The sequence below is a fragment of the Cupriavidus sp. genome, from assembly GCF_057315035.1.
In genome coordinates this window covers 28116-48282 of record NZ_DBHKYV010000055.1, presented here as the reverse complement: position 1 = coordinate 48282, position 20167 = coordinate 28116, and the positions used below count along the sequence as shown (strand labels likewise).

The 20167-nt window shown below is 61.9% G+C and carries 14 protein-coding genes and 2 pseudogenes; 8 read left to right on the top strand and 8 right to left on the bottom strand.

All coding sequences use genetic code 11. From position 1 onward, the window contains the following. Positions 1–246, top strand: a pseudogene (locus tag ACO550_RS36385) (hypothetical protein); the annotation flags it as partial. A 22-nt stretch (positions 247–268) separates the two neighbouring features. Here ACO550_RS36385 and ACO550_RS36380 read toward each other — a convergent pair. After that, on the bottom strand, positions 269–1180 hold the full coding sequence (locus ACO550_RS36380; RefSeq protein WP_315598726.1) for an EamA family transporter: 912 nt from the start codon (positions 1178–1180) through the stop codon (positions 269–271). Between the two features lie 535 nt (positions 1181–1715). Between ACO550_RS36380 and ACO550_RS36375 the strand changes: the two genes are divergently transcribed. Then, positions 1716–2033 carry a PadR family transcriptional regulator gene (locus tag ACO550_RS36375; protein WP_315598727.1) on the top strand — a complete coding sequence of 106 codons (318 nt, stop codon included), beginning with the start codon at positions 1716–1718 and terminating at the stop codon, positions 2031–2033. 147 nt (positions 2034–2180) lie between these two features. Here the strand turns inward: ACO550_RS36375 and ACO550_RS36370 are convergent, their stop codons facing one another. Then, positions 2181–5024, bottom strand: a complete 2844-nt coding sequence (locus ACO550_RS36370; RefSeq protein ID WP_315598728.1) for a bifunctional diguanylate cyclase/phosphodiesterase — start codon at positions 5022–5024, stop codon at positions 2181–2183. A gap of 340 nt (positions 5025–5364) precedes the next feature. Here ACO550_RS36370 and ACO550_RS36365 point away from each other — a divergent pair, with 340 nt between their 5' ends. Next, complete coding sequence (locus ACO550_RS36365; RefSeq protein ID WP_315598729.1) at positions 5365–7350, top strand: diguanylate cyclase domain-containing protein; 1986 nt, start codon at positions 5365–5367, stop codon at positions 7348–7350. Between the two features lie 58 nt (positions 7351–7408). On the opposite strand, the gene ACO550_RS36360 is transcribed toward ACO550_RS36365, so the two are convergent. Next, a complete protein-coding gene (locus tag ACO550_RS36360; RefSeq protein WP_315598730.1) occupies positions 7409–7780 on the bottom strand; it encodes a hypothetical protein in 372 nt (123 codons plus the stop codon). A gap of 246 nt (positions 7781–8026) precedes the next feature. Between ACO550_RS36360 and ACO550_RS36355 the strand changes: the two genes are divergently transcribed. From ACO550_RS36355 to ACO550_RS36335, 5 genes are all read left to right on the top strand, one after another. After that, complete coding sequence (locus ACO550_RS36355; RefSeq protein WP_315598731.1) at positions 8027–8377, top strand: four-helix bundle copper-binding protein; 351 nt, start codon at positions 8027–8029, stop codon at positions 8375–8377. A 183-nt stretch (positions 8378–8560) separates the two neighbouring features. Next, entirely contained in the window at positions 8561–9964 is a 1404-nt protein-coding gene (fumC, locus tag ACO550_RS36350) for a class II fumarate hydratase (RefSeq protein ID WP_315598732.1), read from the top strand. Positions 9965–10031: 67 nt separating this feature from the next. Continuing rightward, entirely contained in the window at positions 10032–11633 is a 1602-nt protein-coding gene (locus tag ACO550_RS36345) for a sensor histidine kinase (RefSeq protein ID WP_315598733.1), read from the top strand. Beyond that, entirely contained in the window at positions 11630–12310 is a 681-nt protein-coding gene (locus ACO550_RS36340) for a response regulator (RefSeq protein WP_315598734.1), read from the top strand. The genes ACO550_RS36345 and ACO550_RS36340 overlap by 4 nt, the downstream gene beginning before the upstream one ends. A gap of 172 nt (positions 12311–12482) precedes the next feature. Continuing rightward, positions 12483–12989, top strand: a complete 507-nt coding sequence (locus ACO550_RS36335; protein ID WP_485995121.1) for an SgcJ/EcaC family oxidoreductase — start codon at positions 12483–12485, stop codon at positions 12987–12989. Between the two features lie 46 nt (positions 12990–13035). Here the strand turns inward: ACO550_RS36335 and ACO550_RS36330 are convergent, their stop codons facing one another. From ACO550_RS36330 to ACO550_RS36310, 5 genes and pseudogenes are all read right to left on the bottom strand, one after another. Next, a complete protein-coding gene (locus tag ACO550_RS36330) occupies positions 13036–13344 on the bottom strand; it encodes a hypothetical protein (RefSeq protein ID WP_315598872.1) in 309 nt (102 codons plus the stop codon). Between the two features lie 3 nt (positions 13345–13347). Further along, positions 13348–15087 carry a methyltransferase domain-containing protein gene (locus ACO550_RS36325; RefSeq protein ID WP_315598873.1) on the bottom strand — a complete coding sequence of 580 codons (1740 nt, stop codon included), beginning with the start codon at positions 15085–15087 and terminating at the stop codon, positions 13348–13350. Positions 15088–15094: 7 nt separating this feature from the next. Beyond that, on the bottom strand, positions 15095–16951 hold the full coding sequence (locus tag ACO550_RS36320; RefSeq protein ID WP_315598874.1) for a peptide transporter: 1857 nt from the start codon (positions 16949–16951) through the stop codon (positions 15095–15097). Positions 16952–17009: 58 nt separating this feature from the next. Next, a complete protein-coding gene (locus ACO550_RS36315; RefSeq protein WP_315598875.1) occupies positions 17010–18446 on the bottom strand; it encodes a ShlB/FhaC/HecB family hemolysin secretion/activation protein in 1437 nt (478 codons plus the stop codon). Positions 18447–19007: 561 nt separating this feature from the next. Then, positions 19008–20167, bottom strand: a pseudogene (locus ACO550_RS36310) (hypothetical protein); the annotation flags it as partial.

Here is a 20167-nt window from a genome sequence, read left to right as displayed (position 1 = left end):
GCACCGGTCTACGTGGCCCCGCCGCCCCCGCCGCCGGTGGTATATCGCGCAGCGCCGCCCGTGGTGGTCGCGCCCGCCCCGGTCGTCGTCATGGGTTGGCACGGTGACCGCTACTGGGACGGCCGTCGCTGGTACGACCGCCGCGAGTACCGCGAATACCACGCCCGCCACCAGGATCGAGACGATCGCGGATATCGTGACGATCACGGCTATCGTGGCGACCACGACGGCTACTACCGTCGCTAGTACTCTCGCTGATCGCCTCGCACTATGACCGGGCCACGGCCGGCGCCGCCGCCGGCGTGGCGGGTCGAAGCACCAGCCATACGGCCAGGCCGATCAGCAGCATGCCGCCGGCGTGCGCCCACGACAGCGTTTCACCCAGGAACATCCAGCCCCAGACAATGCCGAACGGCGGAATCAGAAAGGTCACGGTCAGCGAGCGCACCGGCCCCAGATCGGCAATCAGCTTGAAATAGAGCACGTACGCAATGGCCGTGCAGAACATGCCCAGGCCAAGCATGCTCGCCCAGACGCCCACCCCGGCCGCAGGCAGCGTATTGTCGCGGATCAGGGCTACCAGGCTGAACGGCAGCAGGAACAGCGTGGCGCCGATCAGGCTGCCACCAGCCACCAACCGGTTATCGAGCCCACCACGCGCGGTGATCCAGCGACGCGTCAGGAAACCGGCCAGCCCATAGCAGGACGTAGCCACCAGGCACGCCAGTGCGCCCAGCATGACCTCGTGCGAGAACACCACGGGTCCGGTACGGGTCAGCACTGCCACGCCGGCCAACCCCAGCAGCACACCAGCCGCCTTGGCCCGCGTGAGTTTCTCCGCAAAGAACAGCGAGCCGATCACTACCCCCATCAGCGGCGTCATGGCGTTGAAAATTGCCGAGTACCCGGCTGGCAGCCAGAGTGCGGCAATCGAATACATCACAAATGGAATCCCCGAATTGATGATGCCAAGCATCACCACGGCCGGCCATTTGCCTTTCATGTCCCATTTGAGGCCAAGAAACGGCAGGCACGCGGCCAGGGTCGCCGCACCAATCAGTACGCGGAAGAACGCTGTGGGCAACGGTCCCAACACCGGCGCCGCAATCCGGATAAATAGAAAGCTCGCACCCCAGATGGCGGAGAGCAGCAACAGGCGAAACAGGTCAGCGGGTTTCATCGGTTCAGTGGAAGCAATGATCAGGTTTGGATATCGCAAACTGTTGCAGTATTGCGACAAGTACGCCACTCAGGACTCAGGACGGTCGCCTAGGAATTGGCTGGTTCAGGCAATTAAACCTCTCAACCGCTTTGTTGGCGCGCTGAATCCGGACATCCGAGCCAGCGTCGAAGCCGGGCTCCATTGCGTCAAAAGCACCGAATGACGCACAAAAACGGGGCAAAAGCCGCGTTTGTTGCATTTCAGCCGCAGAATCGCTTTCGGCTGGCTTACAGGCTTACCCCTCCGATGTAGGGGGCTTTACCACAGGGCGTGACATCGCGTATTCGATTCCATTAAACTCTGACCTGCGCCAGAGTTAATTGACCCCTCCGACGCATTCCCGACAAGCCGCCAGGGCTCCTGGCGGCTTCTTTTTTTCTGGCGTCGTAAAAAGACGTATCGTAGCGACTGCGGAGCCTGAATGGGGTGAGGCGTTCCGCGCACGTTGCATTCTCGCGTCAACCACAGTCCCCGGTCCTGCGTTGCCTGCCACATGAAACGACAGTTCCTCGGCTTGCTAGCCCGCGTCTACGTCATGCAATTCGCCATGGAGGTGCCCGCCACCGTGGCCATGCTTGCAGAAATGCTCATGGAGTATGGATTCCAGGTAGACATCGGCACCGTCCGTCCACTGCTGCGCGCGCTGCAGATGGAAGGCTATCTGGAAAGCGTCCTGCGCGACGGCATCGGACGCGTCTACCTGCTCACCGAGCAGGGCCGCGAAGAGCTGGCTACCAGCCGCTCGCGCATCGACGACCTGTATCGCCGCCTGCACAATCCGACCGCTGGCGAGCCCGCTACCAATACCTGAGCAGTACCGAGCAATACCTGAGCGCCCCCGCTTTTGGTAACCCGGCTGTGCGCGGATGCGTCAGCCGGGTTTGTTTTCGCCGAAAGCGTACCCGTTTCTGCGTAGTGCTGGCGTAGTTTGCGGGATGTTGCGGGTCGGCGCGCAGCCTCAGGCTGCGTTGGCAAACCCCTTGCCTTCGAGCAGGATCCGGCGCAACACATCGAGCCCCACAGGCTGGCAGAACAGGAAGCCCTGTACGGCATCGCAACCCTCGCCACGCAGGAATTCGAACTGCGCCCGCGACTCCACACCTTCCGCCACGACCTGCAGGTGCAACTGGTGGCCCAGTGCGATGATCGCTGCCGCCACCGCGCGGTCGTGTCCCGGCATGGCCAGGTCGTCGACAAATGACTTGTCGATCTTGAGTTTGCTGATCGGCAGGCGGGTGAGGTAGCCGAGCCCCGAATAGCCGGTGCCGAAGTCGTCGATCGACACACCCACGCCAAGCTGGCGCACGCGACGGAACGTCTCCACCGTCTTGTCGCCACCTTCGACCAGGATCCCCTCGGTTACTTCGATGGTCAGGCTCGCCGCCGGCAAGTCCGCTACCTGCAGGCAACGCACCACGGTGTCGGGGAAACTTTCCTGACGCAACTGCAGCGGCGAGATATTGACCGCCACATCGATATCGAGCCCAAGTTCTTCGCGCAGTGACTGGATATCGCGGCACGCAGTGGCCAGCGTCCACTCGCCGAGCGCATTGATCAGACCGCATTGCTCGGCAATCGGAATGAACTCAGACGGCCGCATCTGGCCCCGCTCGGGGGTTTCCCATGCAATCAGCGCTTCCACACCCACCACGGCCAGCGTGGCCACATCCACCACCGGCTGGTAGCGCATGCGGAATTCCTGCTCGGCCAAGGCCCGCCGCAACAGCGCCTCGATCGTGAAGCGTGCCAGCGATGCCTGGGCCATTTCAGAGGCAAAGCGGCGCAATTGCGCGCGTCCGCCCTGCTTGGCCGCATACATGGCCGAATCTGCCGACTTCATCAGGTTGGTCAGGGTGTCGCCATCGTCGGGATAGACCGCCATGCCCAGCGACGGCGTCACACGCAGCGACTGGCCAGCCAGCTGCAATTCCTCGGATACACGTGCCAGGATCTTGGCGGCGGCCAGTTCGGCCTCGCCGTCATGCCGCAGGCCTCCGAGCACCACCGCGAACTCGTCACCCCCCATGCGCGCCACCACATCGCGCGGGCGCACCGCGCCGCGGATGCGGTCGGCAATGGTTCGCAGCACGTCATCGCCCACCGGATGTCCCAGCGTTTCGTTGATGTGCTTGAAGTGATCCAGATCCAGCAGCAGCAACGCCACGCGATCCCCGTGGCGCCGCGCATCGACGAGCACGGCTTCCGTGCGGGCATGCAGCTCGGTACGGTTGGGCAGGCCGGTCAGCGCATCGTGCTGGGCCAAATGGCGAATGTACTCGTCAACGCGGCGACGTTCGGTCAGGTCGTGTGCAATGGCCAGGTAGCCGCTTTCGACCCCGCCGTCGGTCATCGCCGTCAGCGTCAGATGCACTGGCAGGCGCGATCCGCCCTTGCGCAGGTACGTCCATTCGCGATCGTCGGGTACGCCAAGCTTCGGCTTGGCAATCAGCGCGGGCAATCCAGCCACCACGGTTTCGCCGATTTCGTTCGACAAGTCGCGCGCATGGGCGGCCACTTCATCGGCATCGTGCAGGCTCATGTATGGCACGCGGCCGGCCAGTTCGGGCTCGGCATACCAGAGCATGCGCTGTCCGGCACGATTGATGCCGCTGATCATGCCATCCGCATCGAAGGTGATCACGCAGAATGGCGCATGGTCGAGCAGTCGTGCATAGCGCAAGCTGGCCATGGCGGCGCTTTGCTCGGCGCGTGCCAGGCTCGCACGCAAGCCGGTGGCCTCGGCGTGATTGGCCTGGCCGGCCAGTGTTGCCTGCTGGCGTACTTCACGCTGCTCGCGCGCCAGCCTGAATGCCAGCCAGGCCATCAGCAGCGTAGCCAGCCCGCCCAGCAGCAGTACGCGCGAGCCATAACGCCCCGCGTGCGTGGCCTCGAACGTGGGACGCGTGGCCCCCCGCAGTGTCCAGTGCTGGCCCCCGAATTCGATGCGCCGTGCCGCTTCAATCATCGGCTTGCGGCCATCTGCACGCCGCTCCCCTTCGGTTGGCCCACCGGACAGCAAGGTGCCCTTGGCATCCGATGCGTCTTCGTACAGCGTCAGCGCCAGATCGTCGGCTGCGGTCCCCGCGACGCCGCGTAGCAGGTCGCCAAGCCGCAGCGTGGCAAAAACCACACCGGCCAGCGCCTGGCGGCGCTCCTCTGTCGTAGCGGCCGGTACGCCTGCCGGAAATACGGGTACATAGATCACCGCGCCACGCTGCGGCGCCTGGGCCTCGACTTCACGGATCAGCGCCAGGCCCGGCGTCAGGCTCGGCTGTCCACTGTCGCGCGCGGCTTCCAGCGCCGCACGACGGGTGGGGTCGCTGTACAGGTCGAAGCCCGCGGCACGCCAATTGCGTCCGCTGGACGGTTCGATATAGAAAATCGGTGCATAGGCCTCGCGCTGCCCGGGAGGATAGACCTCGTAGTCAGTGAGCCCATCGGCGTGCGCCGCAGTCGCCATGGCCCCCAGTTGCGCATACGAGACAATCGGCGCATAGGCAATCGATTGCGTTCCCGGCGGCAGTTCGTCTAGTTGTGCCGAGTAGAGGTAGTTACGCCACTGGGTGCGCGAGGTCTGCGCATTGGCCGCCATCAGCGCCGCCGCGCCGCGCAGCAAACGCTCGTTTTCCTGCAACCGGTCAGTCAGCGCATCGGCCGTACGGGACAGCAACGCCGTTACATCCTGCTCGGCTACCCGACGTTCGAGCCGGTCCGCCAGCCGCCATCCCCCCGCCGTCAGCAACGCGCCTCCCGCTACGACCAGCAGGGCAAGCACGACGGGAGACAGCGATGGCAATTTCATGAATGAAGAATGACGATGGATGCCGAACCCATAGAGGATCCATGGCGGGAGTCATAGTCATGGTGATAACGTGACATGACGGCCGCACTATACCCCGGTGCCTTGCGTCCGCACAGTGCCGATACGCACACTTGCCCGGCACGCCAATCCGGGGCAGTGCGCCGCAGGCGTTGCGTGGACCGATTGGCGACGCGTCCGGAGATGTCCCGGGTGCCTCAAACGGGTGATGCGTGATAACTTACACGCGCCCTGGCATGCCCCTTGCCAACCCCTTTTCCATATCCATTTGCCAATCCGGTCACGAGCGCCCCAACACCGGTCGGGCGACATGATTTTCCGCATGCCCAGGTTCCTGCCATCGCTAAAGGCGCGTATCGCGCTGATCACCACGGTGCTCGCGGCCGTGCTGGGCAGCGGCATTGTCATTGGCGCCCTCTACTACGCGCACCACGACCTGGAAGACGCGCTGCAGAACCAGCAGGACTCGATCGTCAAGCTGTCTGCCGACCAGCTCGATACGGCAATGGAAGACCGCATCGTGATGCTGACGCACCTCGCGCCACAGTTGCGCGATCTGCTGGCGAACCCGACATCCCAGTCGCACGATGCCTTGCGCACCCGACTGCTGAATGTGGTGGCGCGTACGGTACCGATACCGGCGGCATTCGATTCGGTGATCGTTGCCGATGCCGGCGGCACAGTGCTGACCACGGGCGAACTACCGTTCAACGTCAGCGATCGCGCGTATTTTCGTGAAGCCGTGCGCACGCGCAATGTCGTGGTGGCGGCGCCGCTGCGGGCCCGCAGCAACGGGGCCTTGGGCGTGCTCGTGGTGGTGCCGGTGCTGTCTTCGTCGGGTGCGTTCGTGGGATTGGTGGGTGGTTGGCTCAACCTGGCGAACTCCAACTTCCTGGTGGAGATCGGCCATAGCCGGCTGGGCATCACGGGCTTCTATTGCCTGGTATCAGCGGGCGCTGCGCCGGTGTATGTGCAACACCCCGATCCGGCCCAGGCCCGGCAGCCGGCTCGGCCGTTCGGCGATACCTGCGGGGTCGATGACAGCGCGGCACCACTGGAATTCCTGACGCCAAGGCGAGCCGTCATCGCACGACGACTGATGGCCACCACGGGCTGGGAGCTGGTGGCGGTATTGCCGGCCCATGAAGCCTATGCGCCGTTGCGGCAGATGCAGCGCCGCTTCCTGATGACGTCGGGCATCGCGCTGGCCGTGGTGGCGCTGCTGATCTGGCTGGCCGTGCGGCGCCTGCTGACGCCATTGTCGCGCCTGCATCAGGTGGTAAGTGCCAGCGCCAGTGATGTCGATGCCTTCGAGCGCCTGCCGCAGCGGCCCCAACGCGATGAAATCGGCGATGTCACGCGCGCGTTCATGCGCCTGATGCGCGATGTTCGCCAACGCGGCCAGCAACTGGCGCGCAGCGAGCGCCGGCTCCGCGCGGTGACCGATACCCTGCCCTCGCTGCTGGCCTTCGTCGACAACGACGAACGCTACGTGTTCAACAACGTGGCATACGAACGGGCGTTTGGCATACCGGTGGGCCAGATCCGTGGCATGACCATGCGCGATTTGCTCGGCGAGGAACGCTACCTGCGCGCACGCCCTTATCTGCAGCAGGCAAAAGCCGGTAACGTGGTCAGCTTCGAGGGCGAGTATGCGTTTCCGCAGCATCACTGGATGGAAACCAGTTATCGCCCCGAGTGGAGCGAGGATGGCAAACAGGTGGTAGGCGTGCACATCCACGTGCAGGACATCACGCAGCGCAAGCTTGAAGCGCTACGCCTGTCGCATATTTCAAGCACCGATCACCTGACCCAGCTACAGAACCGCAGCGCTTTCGAAACCCACTTGCGCGATGCCATGGCACTGAGCCGGGGTGAGAATAGTCTGATGGCGCTGCTGTATCTCGACATGGACCGCTTCAAGGCGGTCAACGATATCCATGGCCACGCCACCGGCGACCTGCTGCTGCAGGCCTTTGCGCTGCGCCTGCGCCGCTGCGTGCGCGAGCAGGACCATGTGGCACGGCTGGGTGGCGACGAATTTGCGGTGATCCTGGCCGATATCGGCTCGCCGGCCGTGGCGCAACGCGTGGCCGAGGCCATTCTGGCTTCAGCGGGACGGCGTTTCTATTTCGATGGGGTGCTGGCTGATGTCGATGTCAGCATTGGCGTGGCGCTCTATCGTGGTGCCTCGCTGAGCGAGGAAGCGCTGATGCGCATGGCAGACGTGCTGCTCTATCGCGCCAAGGCTGCAGGGCGCGCGCGGTACGAGATTGGACCGGCGGAGCTGTTACAGGTGAATGCCTGAGTTGGGCCAGGCCCGGCAGAGGCGACTTTCGGCGCTGAAAGCCGCCCGCGGCCGAGGGTTAGTGTTTGGTTGATTCGTCGGAAGCATCCGATGCTAGCGGGGCATCCTCATCGAATGCCACGTGCCGGCCATCGGCCGATTGATATCCAAGCTTGGCGTTCTCGCCCATCATCCGTTCGTAGGCCAGCATGGCCTCGGCCACGGCCTTCGATTGCCCCTTGAACACCACTACATCGTTGCCGCAATTCGGGCACTGACCGCCGAAAACGGCGTCGATACCATGCAAGCCCGGTGCGGGAATCGCATCGAAATTGGTGAATGCGGTCTTGCATGACCCGCAGACCAGTTGCGCGGGCCGCAGCGCGTCAATGCGTGCCTGAGCCTGTTGCGCCCGTTCTTCCGGCGTGCCTCGTCGTTTTGCCTCACCCATGATGCTGTCCTTTCTGACTTCCTGAGTCCATCAACTACTGCGTACTTCGCACTTCTTCGCGCAACTACAAGGCCATCGGCCCACACGTGCAAAGTGCGACGCAGTGGAAGCCATTGTAAAACAGTCGGACAGGTCTGGCCCCCTATGCGTCGGCAGGGTCGCGTTACGCCTGCTATTGTGGATTACGGTTGCCTTGGGTCTTTCCCGACGGGAACAGACCCTCCCACCCCCCAATGGAGGACACCGATGATTCGACCCAACGTGCAGGAAAACTTCAATCGCTACGCCGACTGTATCGCCGCCTGCAACGCCGCCGCAGCGGCCGCCCTGAAGTGCGCGGCCGCGTGCCTGGAAGAACCTGACGCCAAGAAGATGACGCGCTGCATTGCGCTGGACATGGACTGCGCCGGCATTGCCAACCTGGCCGCCTCGTACATGCTGCGCAACAGCGAATTCGCACCGCTGGTCTGCGAAGATTGTGCCGAAGTGTGTAAATGGTGCGCGGAAGAATGCGAGCGCCACGACCATTGGCACTGCCAGGAATGTGCCAAGGCTTGCACCGCCTGTATGGAAATGTGCCTGAAGATGACGGCATGACGGGCGCGTAACCGCTTAGGTACCGCTTAGGTACCGCTTAGGTACCGTTTTGCAGGCAACCGTCGCCGGCCGTGCGCATGCACATGCCGGCGACAGGGCTATGCGGCGAATGTAGCACCGGACGGCTATGCTTAGGGTCTGCCCTGATTCAGCTGTGATCTCTTTCTCTCAAGGAGTCCGTCCATGTCCGAGAAGTCGTCCGCCACCCGTATCGAGAAAGACAGCCTGGGAGACGTTGCCGTCCCCGCTGATCATCTCTGGGGTGCCCAGACCGAAAGGTCGCGTCAGAATTTTCGAATCGGCAGCGAGAAGATGCCGCCTGCGCTGATCGAGGCATTCGCGGTACTCAAGCTCTGCGCCGCACGCGCCAATCGCGAGCTGGGGGTACTCAAGCCGGAACTGGCCGACGCTATCGAAAAGGCGGCCGAGGAAGTCATCGCTGGCAAGTGGCCGGCCGAGTTTCCGCTGTCGGTCTGGCAGACCGGCTCCGGCACGCAGACCAACATGAACCTCAACGAGGTCATTTCCAACCGGGCGATCCAGATGCTCGGTGGCGAGGTCGGCAGCAAGAAGCCCGTGCATCCGAACGACCATGTCAACGCCAGCCAGTCTTCCAACGACAGCTTTCCCACCGCAATGCATATCGCAGCCACGCGCGCGATCCAGCAGTCGCTGCTGCCTTCGCTCGAGAAGCTGCAGCAGACCTTTGCGAAGAAAGTGGAAGCGTTCGCCGATATCGTCAAGGTGGGCCGTACCCATCTGCAGGACGCGGTGCCGCTGACACTGGGCCAGGAATTTTCCGGCTACATGACCCAGGTGGCCGACGCCCAGTCGCGTCTGCAACAGGCCATGCTGCGCGCAATGCCGGTGGCCCAGGGCGGCACGGCGGTTGGTACCGGTCTCAATTCCCCCCCGGGATTCGCCGCCGCGTTCGCACGCGCACTGGCCGGCTATACCGGCTTGCCATTCGAGCCCGCGCCGAACCGTTTTGCACTGCAGGCCGCGCACGATGCGCTGGCCGACCTGTCGGGCGCACTGAACACTACCGCTTCCTCGTTCCTGAAGATCGCGCGGGATTTCATGCTGCTCGGCTCCGGCCCGCGTGCGGGCTTTGCCGAGCTGCAATTGCCGGCCAACGAGCCCGGTTCGTCGATCATGCCTGGCAAGGTCAATCCCACCCAGGCCGAAGCACTGGCCATGGTCTGTTGCCGCGTGATCGGCAACCACACCACGGTGACGCTGGCCAACAGCCTGGGCACGCTGGAACTCAATGCCTACAAGCCCGTGATCGTCTACAGCCTGTTGCAGTCGGTGACACTGCTGGCCGATGCGGCCGCGAGCTTCGCCGAACATATGGTCGAAGGGGTCGAGCCCGACCGCGCGCGCATCCAGGAGTTGCTGGAACGCTCGCTGATGTCGGTCACCGCGTTGAATCCGCATATCGGCTATGACAAGGCTGCGGAAATCGCCAAGCTCGCGGTGAAGAAAAACCTGTCGCTACGCGAGGCCGCAATTGATTCCGGTCACGTCACCAATGAGCAATTCGATCAATGGATTGACTTCAAGGCGATGACGAAGGAAGTTTGAGGATTTCGCGGAGCCTCGGAACTGTTGTATGCGGTGCAAGGCTGCGCACAACTTCGATGGCTCCGCAATGTTCCGATTCCGACTGACTCTTGCCTTTGCCCTGCTGGTCGCGCTGGTCTGCGTGCAGGCGGGCTTTATCTACTGGGGTGCGAATCGCGTCAACGACTACGCCCAGCACAGCCGGCTAGCCAGCGACATCCTCTCCGAACTGCTCGACCTCTCGGCCAACAAGCAACGCCTGCGCGTCTGGGCGTCGCAACGGCTGATGAACGCCGATGCCTCGCCAGAAGTACTCGACCGCCTGCTGACCAGCATGAAGGACAGCGCTGGCAGGCTACGGCAGCTGGCCCAGCGCGACATCGTGCTGTGGAACGAAATCGCAGCGCTTGACGGGGTACCGATTCCTCCGGAAGTCGATGCTCTGGCCAGCATGACCGATCTGCTCGGTGACAATATCGGCGCCGTGGAGAAACGGCTGATGGCGCTCCAGCCGCTAACGCGCGATGCGAATTTCGCCGGCGTATGGCACGAACTGAACGAGGTGTTCGACAAGGCGCGGGGCCGCGACCTGCGCGAGTTGCTCAATGGCGCGATCGAACGCCAGCGAACCGCCGTGCCAATCGCCCGCGCCGCCACCGAGCGCGGGCTGGACCGGCTGCGCTCGCAGGCTATCGGCATGGCAGGTGTGATGCTGCTGGCCGCCATCGTGCTCGCCTTGCACCTTGGGCGCCGGCTCAAACGGCCATTGGATCAACTGCTGGAAGGTGTCGAGGCGTTGCGGGCCGGGGCACTGGACTATCGCCTGCCGATCCGGTCAGGCGACGAATTCGACCGCGTGGCCGAGGGCTTCAATGCCATGGCCGCCGAACTCCAGCAACACCGCATTGCCGCCGATGCGGCACGCCGTCGGCTTGAAGACGCGGTGCAGGCACGCACCGCCGAGCTCAGCACCGCGCACGACGCGCTGCAGCGCATCGACCTGCGCCGGCGGCAACTGTTCGCCGATCTCGGGCACGAGCTACGCACGCCGACCACCGCTATCCGTGGCGAAGCGGAGATTGCCCTGCGCGGCGGCGAGAAGCCCGCACACGAGTACCGCATGACATTGGAGCGCATTGTTGATGGCGCAGCGCAGTTGACCAGGCATATCAACGACTTGCTGCTGATCGCCAAGGCCGAGGCCGACCAGCTTGTCATGCAGCCGCGCAACATTGAGCTACTTCCCCTGTTGCAGGATGCCGCCGACGTTGCTGACGCGCTGGGTGCGGAACACGACGTCAGGATCCAGCTTGAATGCCCGCAGAATGCGGCCCCTGTCACGATACTGGCCGACGCCGATCGTCTGCGACAAGCCATCGTGATTCTCCTCGACAACGCCGTACGTTATTCCTCGCGTGGCGGTACGGTGCAACTACGCTGCAGCGCCCGACCGGACGCAGTGCGAATCGAGGTCGACGATGCAGGCATCGGTATCGATCCCGATGAAATGGCGCTGGTATTCGAACGCTTTACACGCGGCCGCCGGGCACGCGCGCATCGTGCCGACGGCACCGGCATCGGGCTGTCGATTGCACAGGCCATTGTGCAGGCCCATCACGGACGCATTTCGCTGGCCCAGATCGAGCCGCAAGGTACGCGCGCGTGCATTGAACTTCCCCGTCAATCATGAACATCCTGATCATTGAAGATGACGCCCGCGTAGCCGATTTCCTGGTACGCGGATTGCGCGCCGAAGGCTATCTGCTACAGCTGGCGCGTACCGGCCCCGAAGGCCTGGAGATGGCGCGCCACGGCGAAGCAACCTTGCTGTTGCTGGACCTGATGCTGCCGGGAATGAGTGGACTCGATATCTGCCAGACGCTGCGTGCAGAGCGCAATCACGTACCGATCCTGATGCTTACCTCGCTAAGCGACGTTGGAGACCGCGTGGCGGGCCTGCGCCTGGGTGCCGATGACTACATGACCAAACCGTTTGCGTTCGAGGAACTGCTGGCGCGGATCGAAGCGCTGCTGCGACGTGGCCGCGAGCAGCGCCCCAAGGAAACCTTGCTGCAAGTTGCCGACCTCATACTCGATCGCGAACGCATGCAGGTCACGCGCGCAGGCAAGCCGATCACGCTGACGGCCAAGGAGCTGGCGTTTCTGGAACTGCTGATGAATGCCCCGGGCCGCGTGTTCAGCCGCGAGCGGATCCTGTCGAACGTATGGGGTGCCAATGAAGACCCGTTGACCAATATCGTCGATGTCTATGTCCGTCGCCTGCGCGGCAAGATCGACGACAACCATCCGGTTGGCCTACTCAAGACCGTGCGCGGACTCGGCTACCGGATCGACGGCGAGCCTTGAACGGCACAGCCGGCAGGGCTTGCCGTTCATCTTCTGTTCATCTTTCTGTCAGGTGCGCTTCATCGAAACCGCAGCCAGCGGTTAACCTGCCGGCCCGAGAATAAACCTGTGCCGCTTCACTGGCACCGCGCCACACCGGTGCGATGACAAGCTCGAACCACAGGAAATATCGATGAAATACGTTGGTAACTCTCCCCTCCTGACCATCGCCGCCACCGTTGCAGGCGCTGCGACCATGCTCTTCGCCGCGATGCCGGCCGCCGCGCAAACGTCACAGTCGCCGACATGTGCACCAGCCACGCAGCAACAGATTGCCGCACTGTTCGATCGCTGGAATGATTCGCTGCGCACTGGAGATCCGGACAAGGTGGTTGCCAACTACGCGGCGGACGGTGTGCTGTTGCCCACGGTGTCGAACCAGGCCCGTACCGACCCGGCCGCGATTCGTGACTACTTCGTCAAGTTCCTCAAGGGCAAGCCCCAGGGCACCATCGACGACCGCTTCATTCGCGTCGGCTGCAATGTGGCACAGGACGTCGGCAACTACACGTTCAGGTTTGCCGACGGCAAGACAGTGCATGCGCGGTACACCTATGTGTATGAGTATCAGAATGGCAAGTGGTTGATCGCACACCACCATTCTTCGGCGATGCCCGAAGCTGTCTCCTCGACCCGCTAAGCAACACCGGCCAGATCCTGTCTGGCCGGTTTTTCGTTGGCGCAACCTAGGTGAACTGGCTCAGGACAAAGACACCTGCGATCGCCCCGCCCACCAGCCCGATACCGCGACCGATCAGCATGTTGTTGAGTTCATCCTCCAGGATGAACGGATCGCGGCCACGCCAGATCGTGCGCATCAGCAAGGTTCGCGGCAACACAATGCAGGCGGCAATCACTACGGCAAGCAGGATATGCAGACCGCGCGATTCGTCGAGATCGCCAAACGGTAGTTGCGCCAGCAACATCATCACCACCAGCGTCACACCGGCCGACAGGAAAATGCCAGTGAACAGGCGGTCTACAGGATGCCTCATGATTTACTCCCCCTTCGCATGCCTCCCGGACCTGGACTCGATCATGGCCAGCAGGTGACCGTTTACACGCGCCACGACTTCGGCCCAGCTGCCCGAGAACGGATGCCGGAAAAGTTTCATTGACGGATACCAGGGACTGTCTTCCCGCTCGTAGTGCCAGCGCCAGTCAGGGAAGGCCGGCAGCAGCAACCAGGTTGGCTTGCGCATCGCCGCGGCAACATGCGCAACGGATGTGTCCACAGTCAGCACCAGGTCCATGGCTGCAATGGCCTGCGCCGTGTCCACCATGCTCCGTAGCGATACGCCGACATCGTGGAAGTTCGACAACCGCTCGGCATAGGCGGCGGCCTCGTGTTCTCCGGCCCCTTTCTGCAGGCTGTAGAACTCGACTTCCTGGTGCGCAAACAGTGGATCCAGTACGGAAAGCGATGGCAGCGAGCGCGCCTTGTCGTTCTCATGCGTTGGCGCTCCCTTGAAGGCAATGCCAACCTTCAGAGCCCCAGCGCGGCCGGCCAGCTTGAATGCCGGCGCGCCCGGCGGTACGCGCAGATAGGGAACCGAATCCGGCAGCGTATCAAGGTCCAGCGGCAGGTAGGCCGGAATGTCATGCGGATACACCCAGAAGTCATGCATGGGTACAGACGCCGCCTGATCGACAGAAACCACGGCATCGGCCTCGCCGGAGGCGTCGAACAACTCCGTCAGCGGCTTCTGGCAAACCACGGTGACGCGTGACGCGCCGCCCTGGTGTCGAAGCATGCGCGCGAAGCGCAGGAAGAAGATCTCGTCGCCGAGTCCGAACTCGCTCCAGATCACGATGGACTTGCCATCGAGCGGCTGTCCGGTCCAGGCGGGGAACTGTGTCGGCGGGTGTGCGGTGGTGCGGCGTTGCCACGGCCAGTCCTTGGCGGCCGCCGCGCGCTGCTGGAAGCCCTCATGAATCTTGCCGCTCGCAATCACATGCAGGAATTTGTAGAGCTTGGGATTCCATTCGTCATGAAGCCGGCCGACCGTGTCGTGCCAGAGATCGTCGATCTCATCGATCAGATTCCAGCGCAGCATGTTGAGCGCGGCCTGATGCGCGACATTGAAACGGTACGGGTAAGTCTGCAACGCTTCCTGGCAGGCGCTGAGGCATTCCGTTGCGGTTCGGGCACGACCCGCAACCGAGAAGTATTCCTGCGGCAGGGGCACCTGCCGCTTGCGCAGCACCACCTCGATGGCGCGCTCGGCCAGGTTTCCCGAATCGGGGTCTGCATTCTGCTCAGAGAGGTGATCGCGTACCAGCGCAATCCGCTCGCAGGCACAGACGGTTGCCACAGACTTGATCATGTCCAGGACATTGATCGAGTCAGGCAAGGAGCTTCCTTTGCAGATCGTGAACTTCGTCCGGTGTTGCGAAGCGTCCTTGGCATCCAGATCCTCGTCGGGAACGGTCAGCACCAGATAGCCACCGGGCTTCACCAGATCCAGCCACTGGGCCAGAGTCTTGTGCGGATTATCGACGCGCTGCAGGCAATGGCTGGCATGAACGAACTGGAAGGCGCGCTCTTCCACACCGGGAACGGTAGCGACATCCCCTTGCCAAGGGACTACCCGCGTCACCCTGGGAAACAGCGTGCCATGAGGCGCCAGGGACGACGGCTCATCGACACCAATATCGAGACCGGCTCCGGCAAAATAATGTTGTACGAAGGCCGCGTCATGCATGCGACGCAATGTGGATTTGATCAACGGTTTCATGATTGTCTCAACGGGTGACCTGGCGCTTCTCGTTCCAGAGAGCCTCCATGCGCTCGCCAAGGATCTCGGGGCGGCCCTTGAAAATGAGCTTCTCAATTGCCTGCGGCCCCGCCAACTGCGCGGTGAGCGCATCGCGCTCCGCGCGATCTCCGATCAGCCTCAGCGCGGCCTGCATGTACTCATCCTTCGTCCTGGCGACGGTCCATTCCGGGAAGCCCAGACGACGGAACATGCCTTCGTCGATATGCTCGTGGACTTCGCGACCTGTCTTGCACACACCAACAAGCCCGGCCCACACGGTGTCGACAATGCCATTGGTATTACCGAACGGAAACGGATTCAGGAACATGTCGCATTCGGCAATGACCTTCATGTAGCTGTGGTAGTTCTGATGCTTGTGGACCACGGCGGATTCACCAACAATGCGTCGCACCAGATTGCGCACCTGCGGGAAAACAAGACCAGCAGCTTGTCCCACCAGGAACTGGAACTGGACCGGCACCTTGGACTCCCGCGCTATTGCGGCGCAAGTCTCGAGGAAGCCAGGGTTCAACTTGATGGTGGTTCCAGCAATCGCGATCTTGACGATATCGGTGTCTTTCGTTTTCTTCTTCTTGGGCAACTTCAGTTCCAGCATGGCAGCTGGTGGGCGGTAAGGCATGCCATCGGACGGCAATTTCAGCAGCTTCTCGCTAAAGCAGGCATCGTCACCGACGTAGTCTTCTTCCACCACCACGTAGTCCATCGCATGACCGTGCGTGGTAGCCGGATGTCCGAGCGCCATCATCTGCAGAGGCGCCACGCGCAGGCACCCCAGCACCATCGTGATCGGGAACATCCCGACGCTGGGCATATACATCAGCTGGGCCTGGTACTGCTCGCTCGTCTCACGCACGTGCCTGGCGTTCTCCCAGACATTGTTGCCCTGGATGGGAATGAACTCGTGAAAGACTTCCTTGCCTGCGTCATCGACACGATCGCCATATCCCATGCCAACCAGATGGAACTTGTCGCGCATGGCAACCATGGTCTGTGAATGCGTGCGATAGATGGAATGGTTCTTCGAGAACCACTCCAGTACAACCAGAACCACGGGCTTGCCATGGACAGGCGCCGCCGCGGCACGCTCGACATCGAACAACCCCAAAGTGGACAGCTTGCGCCGGATCAGCGCATTGATCGGCTTCTTGATGTCGTGCTTGGCCGCAAGATCCGCGTAGCTGCAATGCATGTACACGTCGTGCATCACGCCCATCGGCAGCACATCGACACTTTCCACCTGGTCAAGGCGTTCTGGCAGCCATCGCAGCAGCAACTCTCGCTTCCCATGCGCCGAGGGCGTGGCCAGGAAGCGCGACGACATCATCGCCATGGCCAGGCCGGCGGACACGACTTTGTCAAGGGCCCATAACGCATCCCAATCCAGACGGACCTCCGATTCCGGCAGGTAGAAAAGCTGGAACTTGCGCAGGTCCGAGGTCCGCAATTGCAGCGAGTGTCGGGCTTCTTCGTCCAGCCCGAGCGTGCGCAGGATATGGTCAGCGTTGCGGAAGGGACTAGCGCCGAACATGGCCGCCAGCCAGCGCTGGTATTGCAGCAGGAGCGCGCCGCCATGATCGGTGATATGGAACTCGGGATCGGTAATCAGGCTGCTGATGGCCGACGTCAGGCGCGTCAGCAGATGATCGTCCATGATCTCGCGCGCCTCGCCAGACTGCGGCCACTCATCGATATCCATCAATACGCCGTAGTGGGCATCGATCCGGTTCAGCAAGGCAACCAGCTCTCGACCGGCCTTCTCGTGCTCGCGGCGATAGCAGAGATACTCGAATTTATTGATACTGAACTTCGTAAGCTTTGTCATTTTTTACCCTTGTGAAAGAGCCGACTTTCCCAATCGCGGGAGACGGACATGGTTCGGGTTACTTGCTCCATGTCACGGACAGCCAGTACTGCACTGGCTTCTTGCCTGGATCGACCCATGAGCTCGACGAGAATCCATAGGCCTTCGATACCGATGCGGAAAGCGTCGCGCCGATTGGCGTCAGCCAGTCGATGCCGATGCCATAACCCGACAGGATTCGACGATTCGAGATGCCCGGGATGCCGAGGAAGCTGGTTTCCCACCGGAACCACGGGTTGTGGTTGACGTGACCGATGGCGAAGTCCGAGAACACTCCAACCTGAACCTGATGCCCGGCCGCTACCGGTATGCGCTTATAGATGCCCGTGTTCAGCACCACACCATCATCAAATGAACCTTCGTCGGCACGGTATGCGCGCACAGCGGTGGGACCACCGACGCCCAGCTTTTCGCTGGGGTCCAGGTTCTTGCTGGCCGCTTGCGCATTGATGCGGCCGGTCAGGAACAGGTCACCGCTACGGTTAAGCCCATAGGTGCCAAATCCGGAAGCGGTGAACTTCGCGTAGTGGCCAGCGACCTGTGTCGCCGCATTCAACGCAGGCGTGTCGTTACCTTGATTGCCCAACGTCAAGGCCGCTTCGCCACTCCAGATGTTGGTACGGAGTTGTTGTGCCCGGTCGCCATTGTTGGCCTGCAGAGAGAAGCGCAGTGCGTCCAGCGTGCTGTGTGCCGCGTAGAAGCCCTTGTAGTCGTTCTTGGTGCGGCTATGCAGATAGGAAGCGCCGAGCCATACATTGGAATCCAGTCCGCGCGTCATGGGGTACAGCAGGCCCAGTTGCGCGGTATTGGCAACACCCACCACCTGCGTGACCGCGTTGATCGAGTATTGCTGACGAGTAACGCCCATCGTGAGGCGCAGTCCATCGTCGAGAATCGGCACGCTACCGGTCAGCGACCCGGTCCACATCCTCTTCTCCGTGCCGGTCAGTGTGAGCGCATAGCTCTCACCGAGACCGAAGAAGTTATTGCCCGCGGCTGTCACCCCCAGCCGGTAGAGACCTGTCGACTGAATACCCTTGTTGTCGACAAAGATATCGCCCGTAATTGGCTTGCCCTGCTGATCCAGGTAGAAGCGAACATCGATGTCCCCGGTCGAACCGCCCGACGAAAACTGCGGCGCCTTTGCGATGGCCACCCCGGGAATGTCTTGCAGCAGTTGCGTGGCGCGCTCCAGTCGCGCTGTGTTAAGCAGGCATACATCGCTGAGCGAACTGTCGTCGCACAAGGCCTTGACGATCAGCCGATGCAGGCGAGCATCCTTTACGCGGGTTTTGTTCTCGATCTGGATTTCGTGGATCCGGCCTGGAAACGCGGAGAATACAAGCGGCTCACCATGCCGCGCCGCACGCCAGTTCTGTTCGGTCACCAGGACCTGGCTGACTGGAAATCCACCCATGCGCAAGGCGTTGGTCAGGCTGTCGGACCAGCGATTCATCTCGTCCATTGTTTCCGGGACCGTGCCCAGGGCCGAGGATGCCCGGCGCAGGATATCGACCACCGCCTCGTTTGACGGGCTGCCGGCTGGGAAAACTGTGAAATCAACGAGCTTCGCCGCAACTCCGTGCGTTGTGCCAGGCTCAGCCCGCAGGCAGCCCGCGCCCATGAGAAATGAGAACGCGCACAGGAATAGCGCGATTCGTTTCAGTTCCTTGAAACTTTTTCGCAACATTGGATAAATCGCTTAAATTTATTTTTTGAAATCGCGAGTTTGATTATTCAGAGATGTTCTGCGATTTTTTTGAGAAGTTCGGCACTGCTTTCAAGCGAATCGATTGATAAACCTGATTCACCTTATTAAATGCCATTGGCAAGAATGTGGAAGGAGGTTTCTAAAAAATGAAATTAAAATATCCCCTCCGTTTTCCGACATGACAGAATCGGAAACCGGAGGGGAACCTTGAAGGGGATAAGGTGAGGCGACGTTGGTGTACCCGGATGGTCACCAAATCGTGATCACCAAGAATGCCGGCCTCGTCAGAGGCCGGCGTGCACCGACTTAGCTGCCAAGACCCGCCGCAGTCGGATCGGTCATCGCTGCGTTCGCCTTTGCCGAGTTCAACCATCCATGCGTCTTCACCACATACGGCTTGCCATTCGCGATACCGCTTTCCGTGTAGAAGAACTCGTGCGTCTGCGTGTTGACCGAGAGGTCACCCTTGGTCCTGGTTTGCGCATCGGAGTAGACGTAGTGCCTGACCCCATCCGCACCGTCCCGGAAGTCCAGATGACGCTCCATCTGACCCGAACGCGTGGCGATCTTCACAGTTGCCACATTGGCGGCTGTATCGATCTCTACGGCTTCAAGCATCGCACCGGACCAGAAGACCTCATCGCCAACCTCCATCACCAGCGCCTGCGGTGAGGTCAGGTACCAGTGAGATACCGCCAGGTCGCCCCAGAAGTAGGCAATCGCACCGCCAACACCGATCGCACCCACAGCACCGGCCACTGCTGCACCGGCATCACTACTGGAACCGCCGCCTGAGCCATTTCCTGCGCCTGAACCATTACCGGAACCATTGCCCGAGCCATTGCTCCCGCCCTGGTTGTCGATCCGCTTGCCGTTATCGGTTATCGATCCTTTGTCACCAACGTTGAGCGTGCCGTTGCCGTTGTTGATGCCCTTGCCGTTGCTCGAATTGCCCGAGATATTCGTCGAGCCATTGCCATCGGTGCCGATCGTGCCGTTTCCGTTATCGATGCCGGTGCCGTTGCTCGAGTTGCCCGAGATGTTGGTCGAACCGTTGCCACCGGTGTTGATCGATCCGTTGCCATTATCGACGCCCGTACCGTTGCTCGAGTTACCCGAGATGTTCGTCGAGCCGTTACCGTCAGTGTCGATCGTGCCATTGCCGTTGTCGACGCCCGTGCCGTTCCCGGTGTTGCCAGAAATGTTGGTCGAACCGTTGCCGTGAGTGCCGATCGTGCCGTTACCGTTGTCGACGCCGGTGCCGTTTCCGCTTTCGCCCGAGATGTTGGTCGAGCCGTTATCGCGAGTGTTGATCGTGCCGTTCCCGTTATCGACGCCGGTGCCGTTGCCGGTGTTGCCCGAGATGTTCGTCGAGCCATTGCCGTCGGTGTCGATCGTGCCATTGCCGTTGTCGACGCCCGTGCCGTTCCCGGTGTTGCCAGAAATGTTGGTCGAACCGTTGCCGT

What these genes read in the sequence shown, in the direction of transcription:
- ACO550_RS36380 (WP_315598726.1), bottom strand. Translation starts at nt 1,180, where the DNA reads ATGAAACCCGCTGACCTGTTTCGCCTGTTGCTGCTCTCCGCCATCTGG.
- ACO550_RS36375 (WP_315598727.1), top strand. Translation starts at nt 1,716, where the DNA reads ATGAAACGACAGTTCCTCGGCTTGCTAGCCCGCGTCTACGTCATGCAA.
- ACO550_RS36370 (WP_315598728.1), bottom strand. Translation starts at nt 5,024, where the DNA reads ATGAAATTGCCATCGCTGTCTCCCGTCGTGCTTGCCCTGCTGGTCGTA.
- ACO550_RS36365 (WP_315598729.1), top strand. Translation starts at nt 5,365, where the DNA reads ATGCCCAGGTTCCTGCCATCGCTAAAGGCGCGTATCGCGCTGATCACC.
- ACO550_RS36360 (WP_315598730.1), bottom strand. Translation starts at nt 7,780, where the DNA reads ATGGGTGAGGCAAAACGACGAGGCACGCCGGAAGAACGGGCGCAACAG.
- ACO550_RS36355 (WP_315598731.1), top strand. Translation starts at nt 8,027, where the DNA reads ATGATTCGACCCAACGTGCAGGAAAACTTCAATCGCTACGCCGACTGT.
- fumC (WP_315598732.1), top strand. Translation starts at nt 8,561, where the DNA reads ATGTCCGAGAAGTCGTCCGCCACCCGTATCGAGAAAGACAGCCTGGGA.
- ACO550_RS36345 (WP_315598733.1), top strand. Translation starts at nt 10,032, where the DNA reads ATGTTCCGATTCCGACTGACTCTTGCCTTTGCCCTGCTGGTCGCGCTG.
- ACO550_RS36340 (WP_315598734.1), top strand. Translation starts at nt 11,630, where the DNA reads ATGAACATCCTGATCATTGAAGATGACGCCCGCGTAGCCGATTTCCTG.
- ACO550_RS36335 (WP_485995121.1), top strand. Translation starts at nt 12,483, where the DNA reads ATGAAATACGTTGGTAACTCTCCCCTCCTGACCATCGCCGCCACCGTT.
- ACO550_RS36330 (WP_315598872.1), bottom strand. Translation starts at nt 13,344, where the DNA reads ATGAGGCATCCTGTAGACCGCCTGTTCACTGGCATTTTCCTGTCGGCC.
- ACO550_RS36325 (WP_315598873.1), bottom strand. Translation starts at nt 15,087, where the DNA reads ATGAAACCGTTGATCAAATCCACATTGCGTCGCATGCATGACGCGGCC.
- ACO550_RS36320 (WP_315598874.1), bottom strand. Translation starts at nt 16,951, where the DNA reads ATGACAAAGCTTACGAAGTTCAGTATCAATAAATTCGAGTATCTCTGC.
- ACO550_RS36315 (WP_315598875.1), bottom strand. Translation starts at nt 18,446, where the DNA reads ATGAATCGCTGGTCCGACAGCCTGACCAACGCCTTGCGCATGGGTGGA.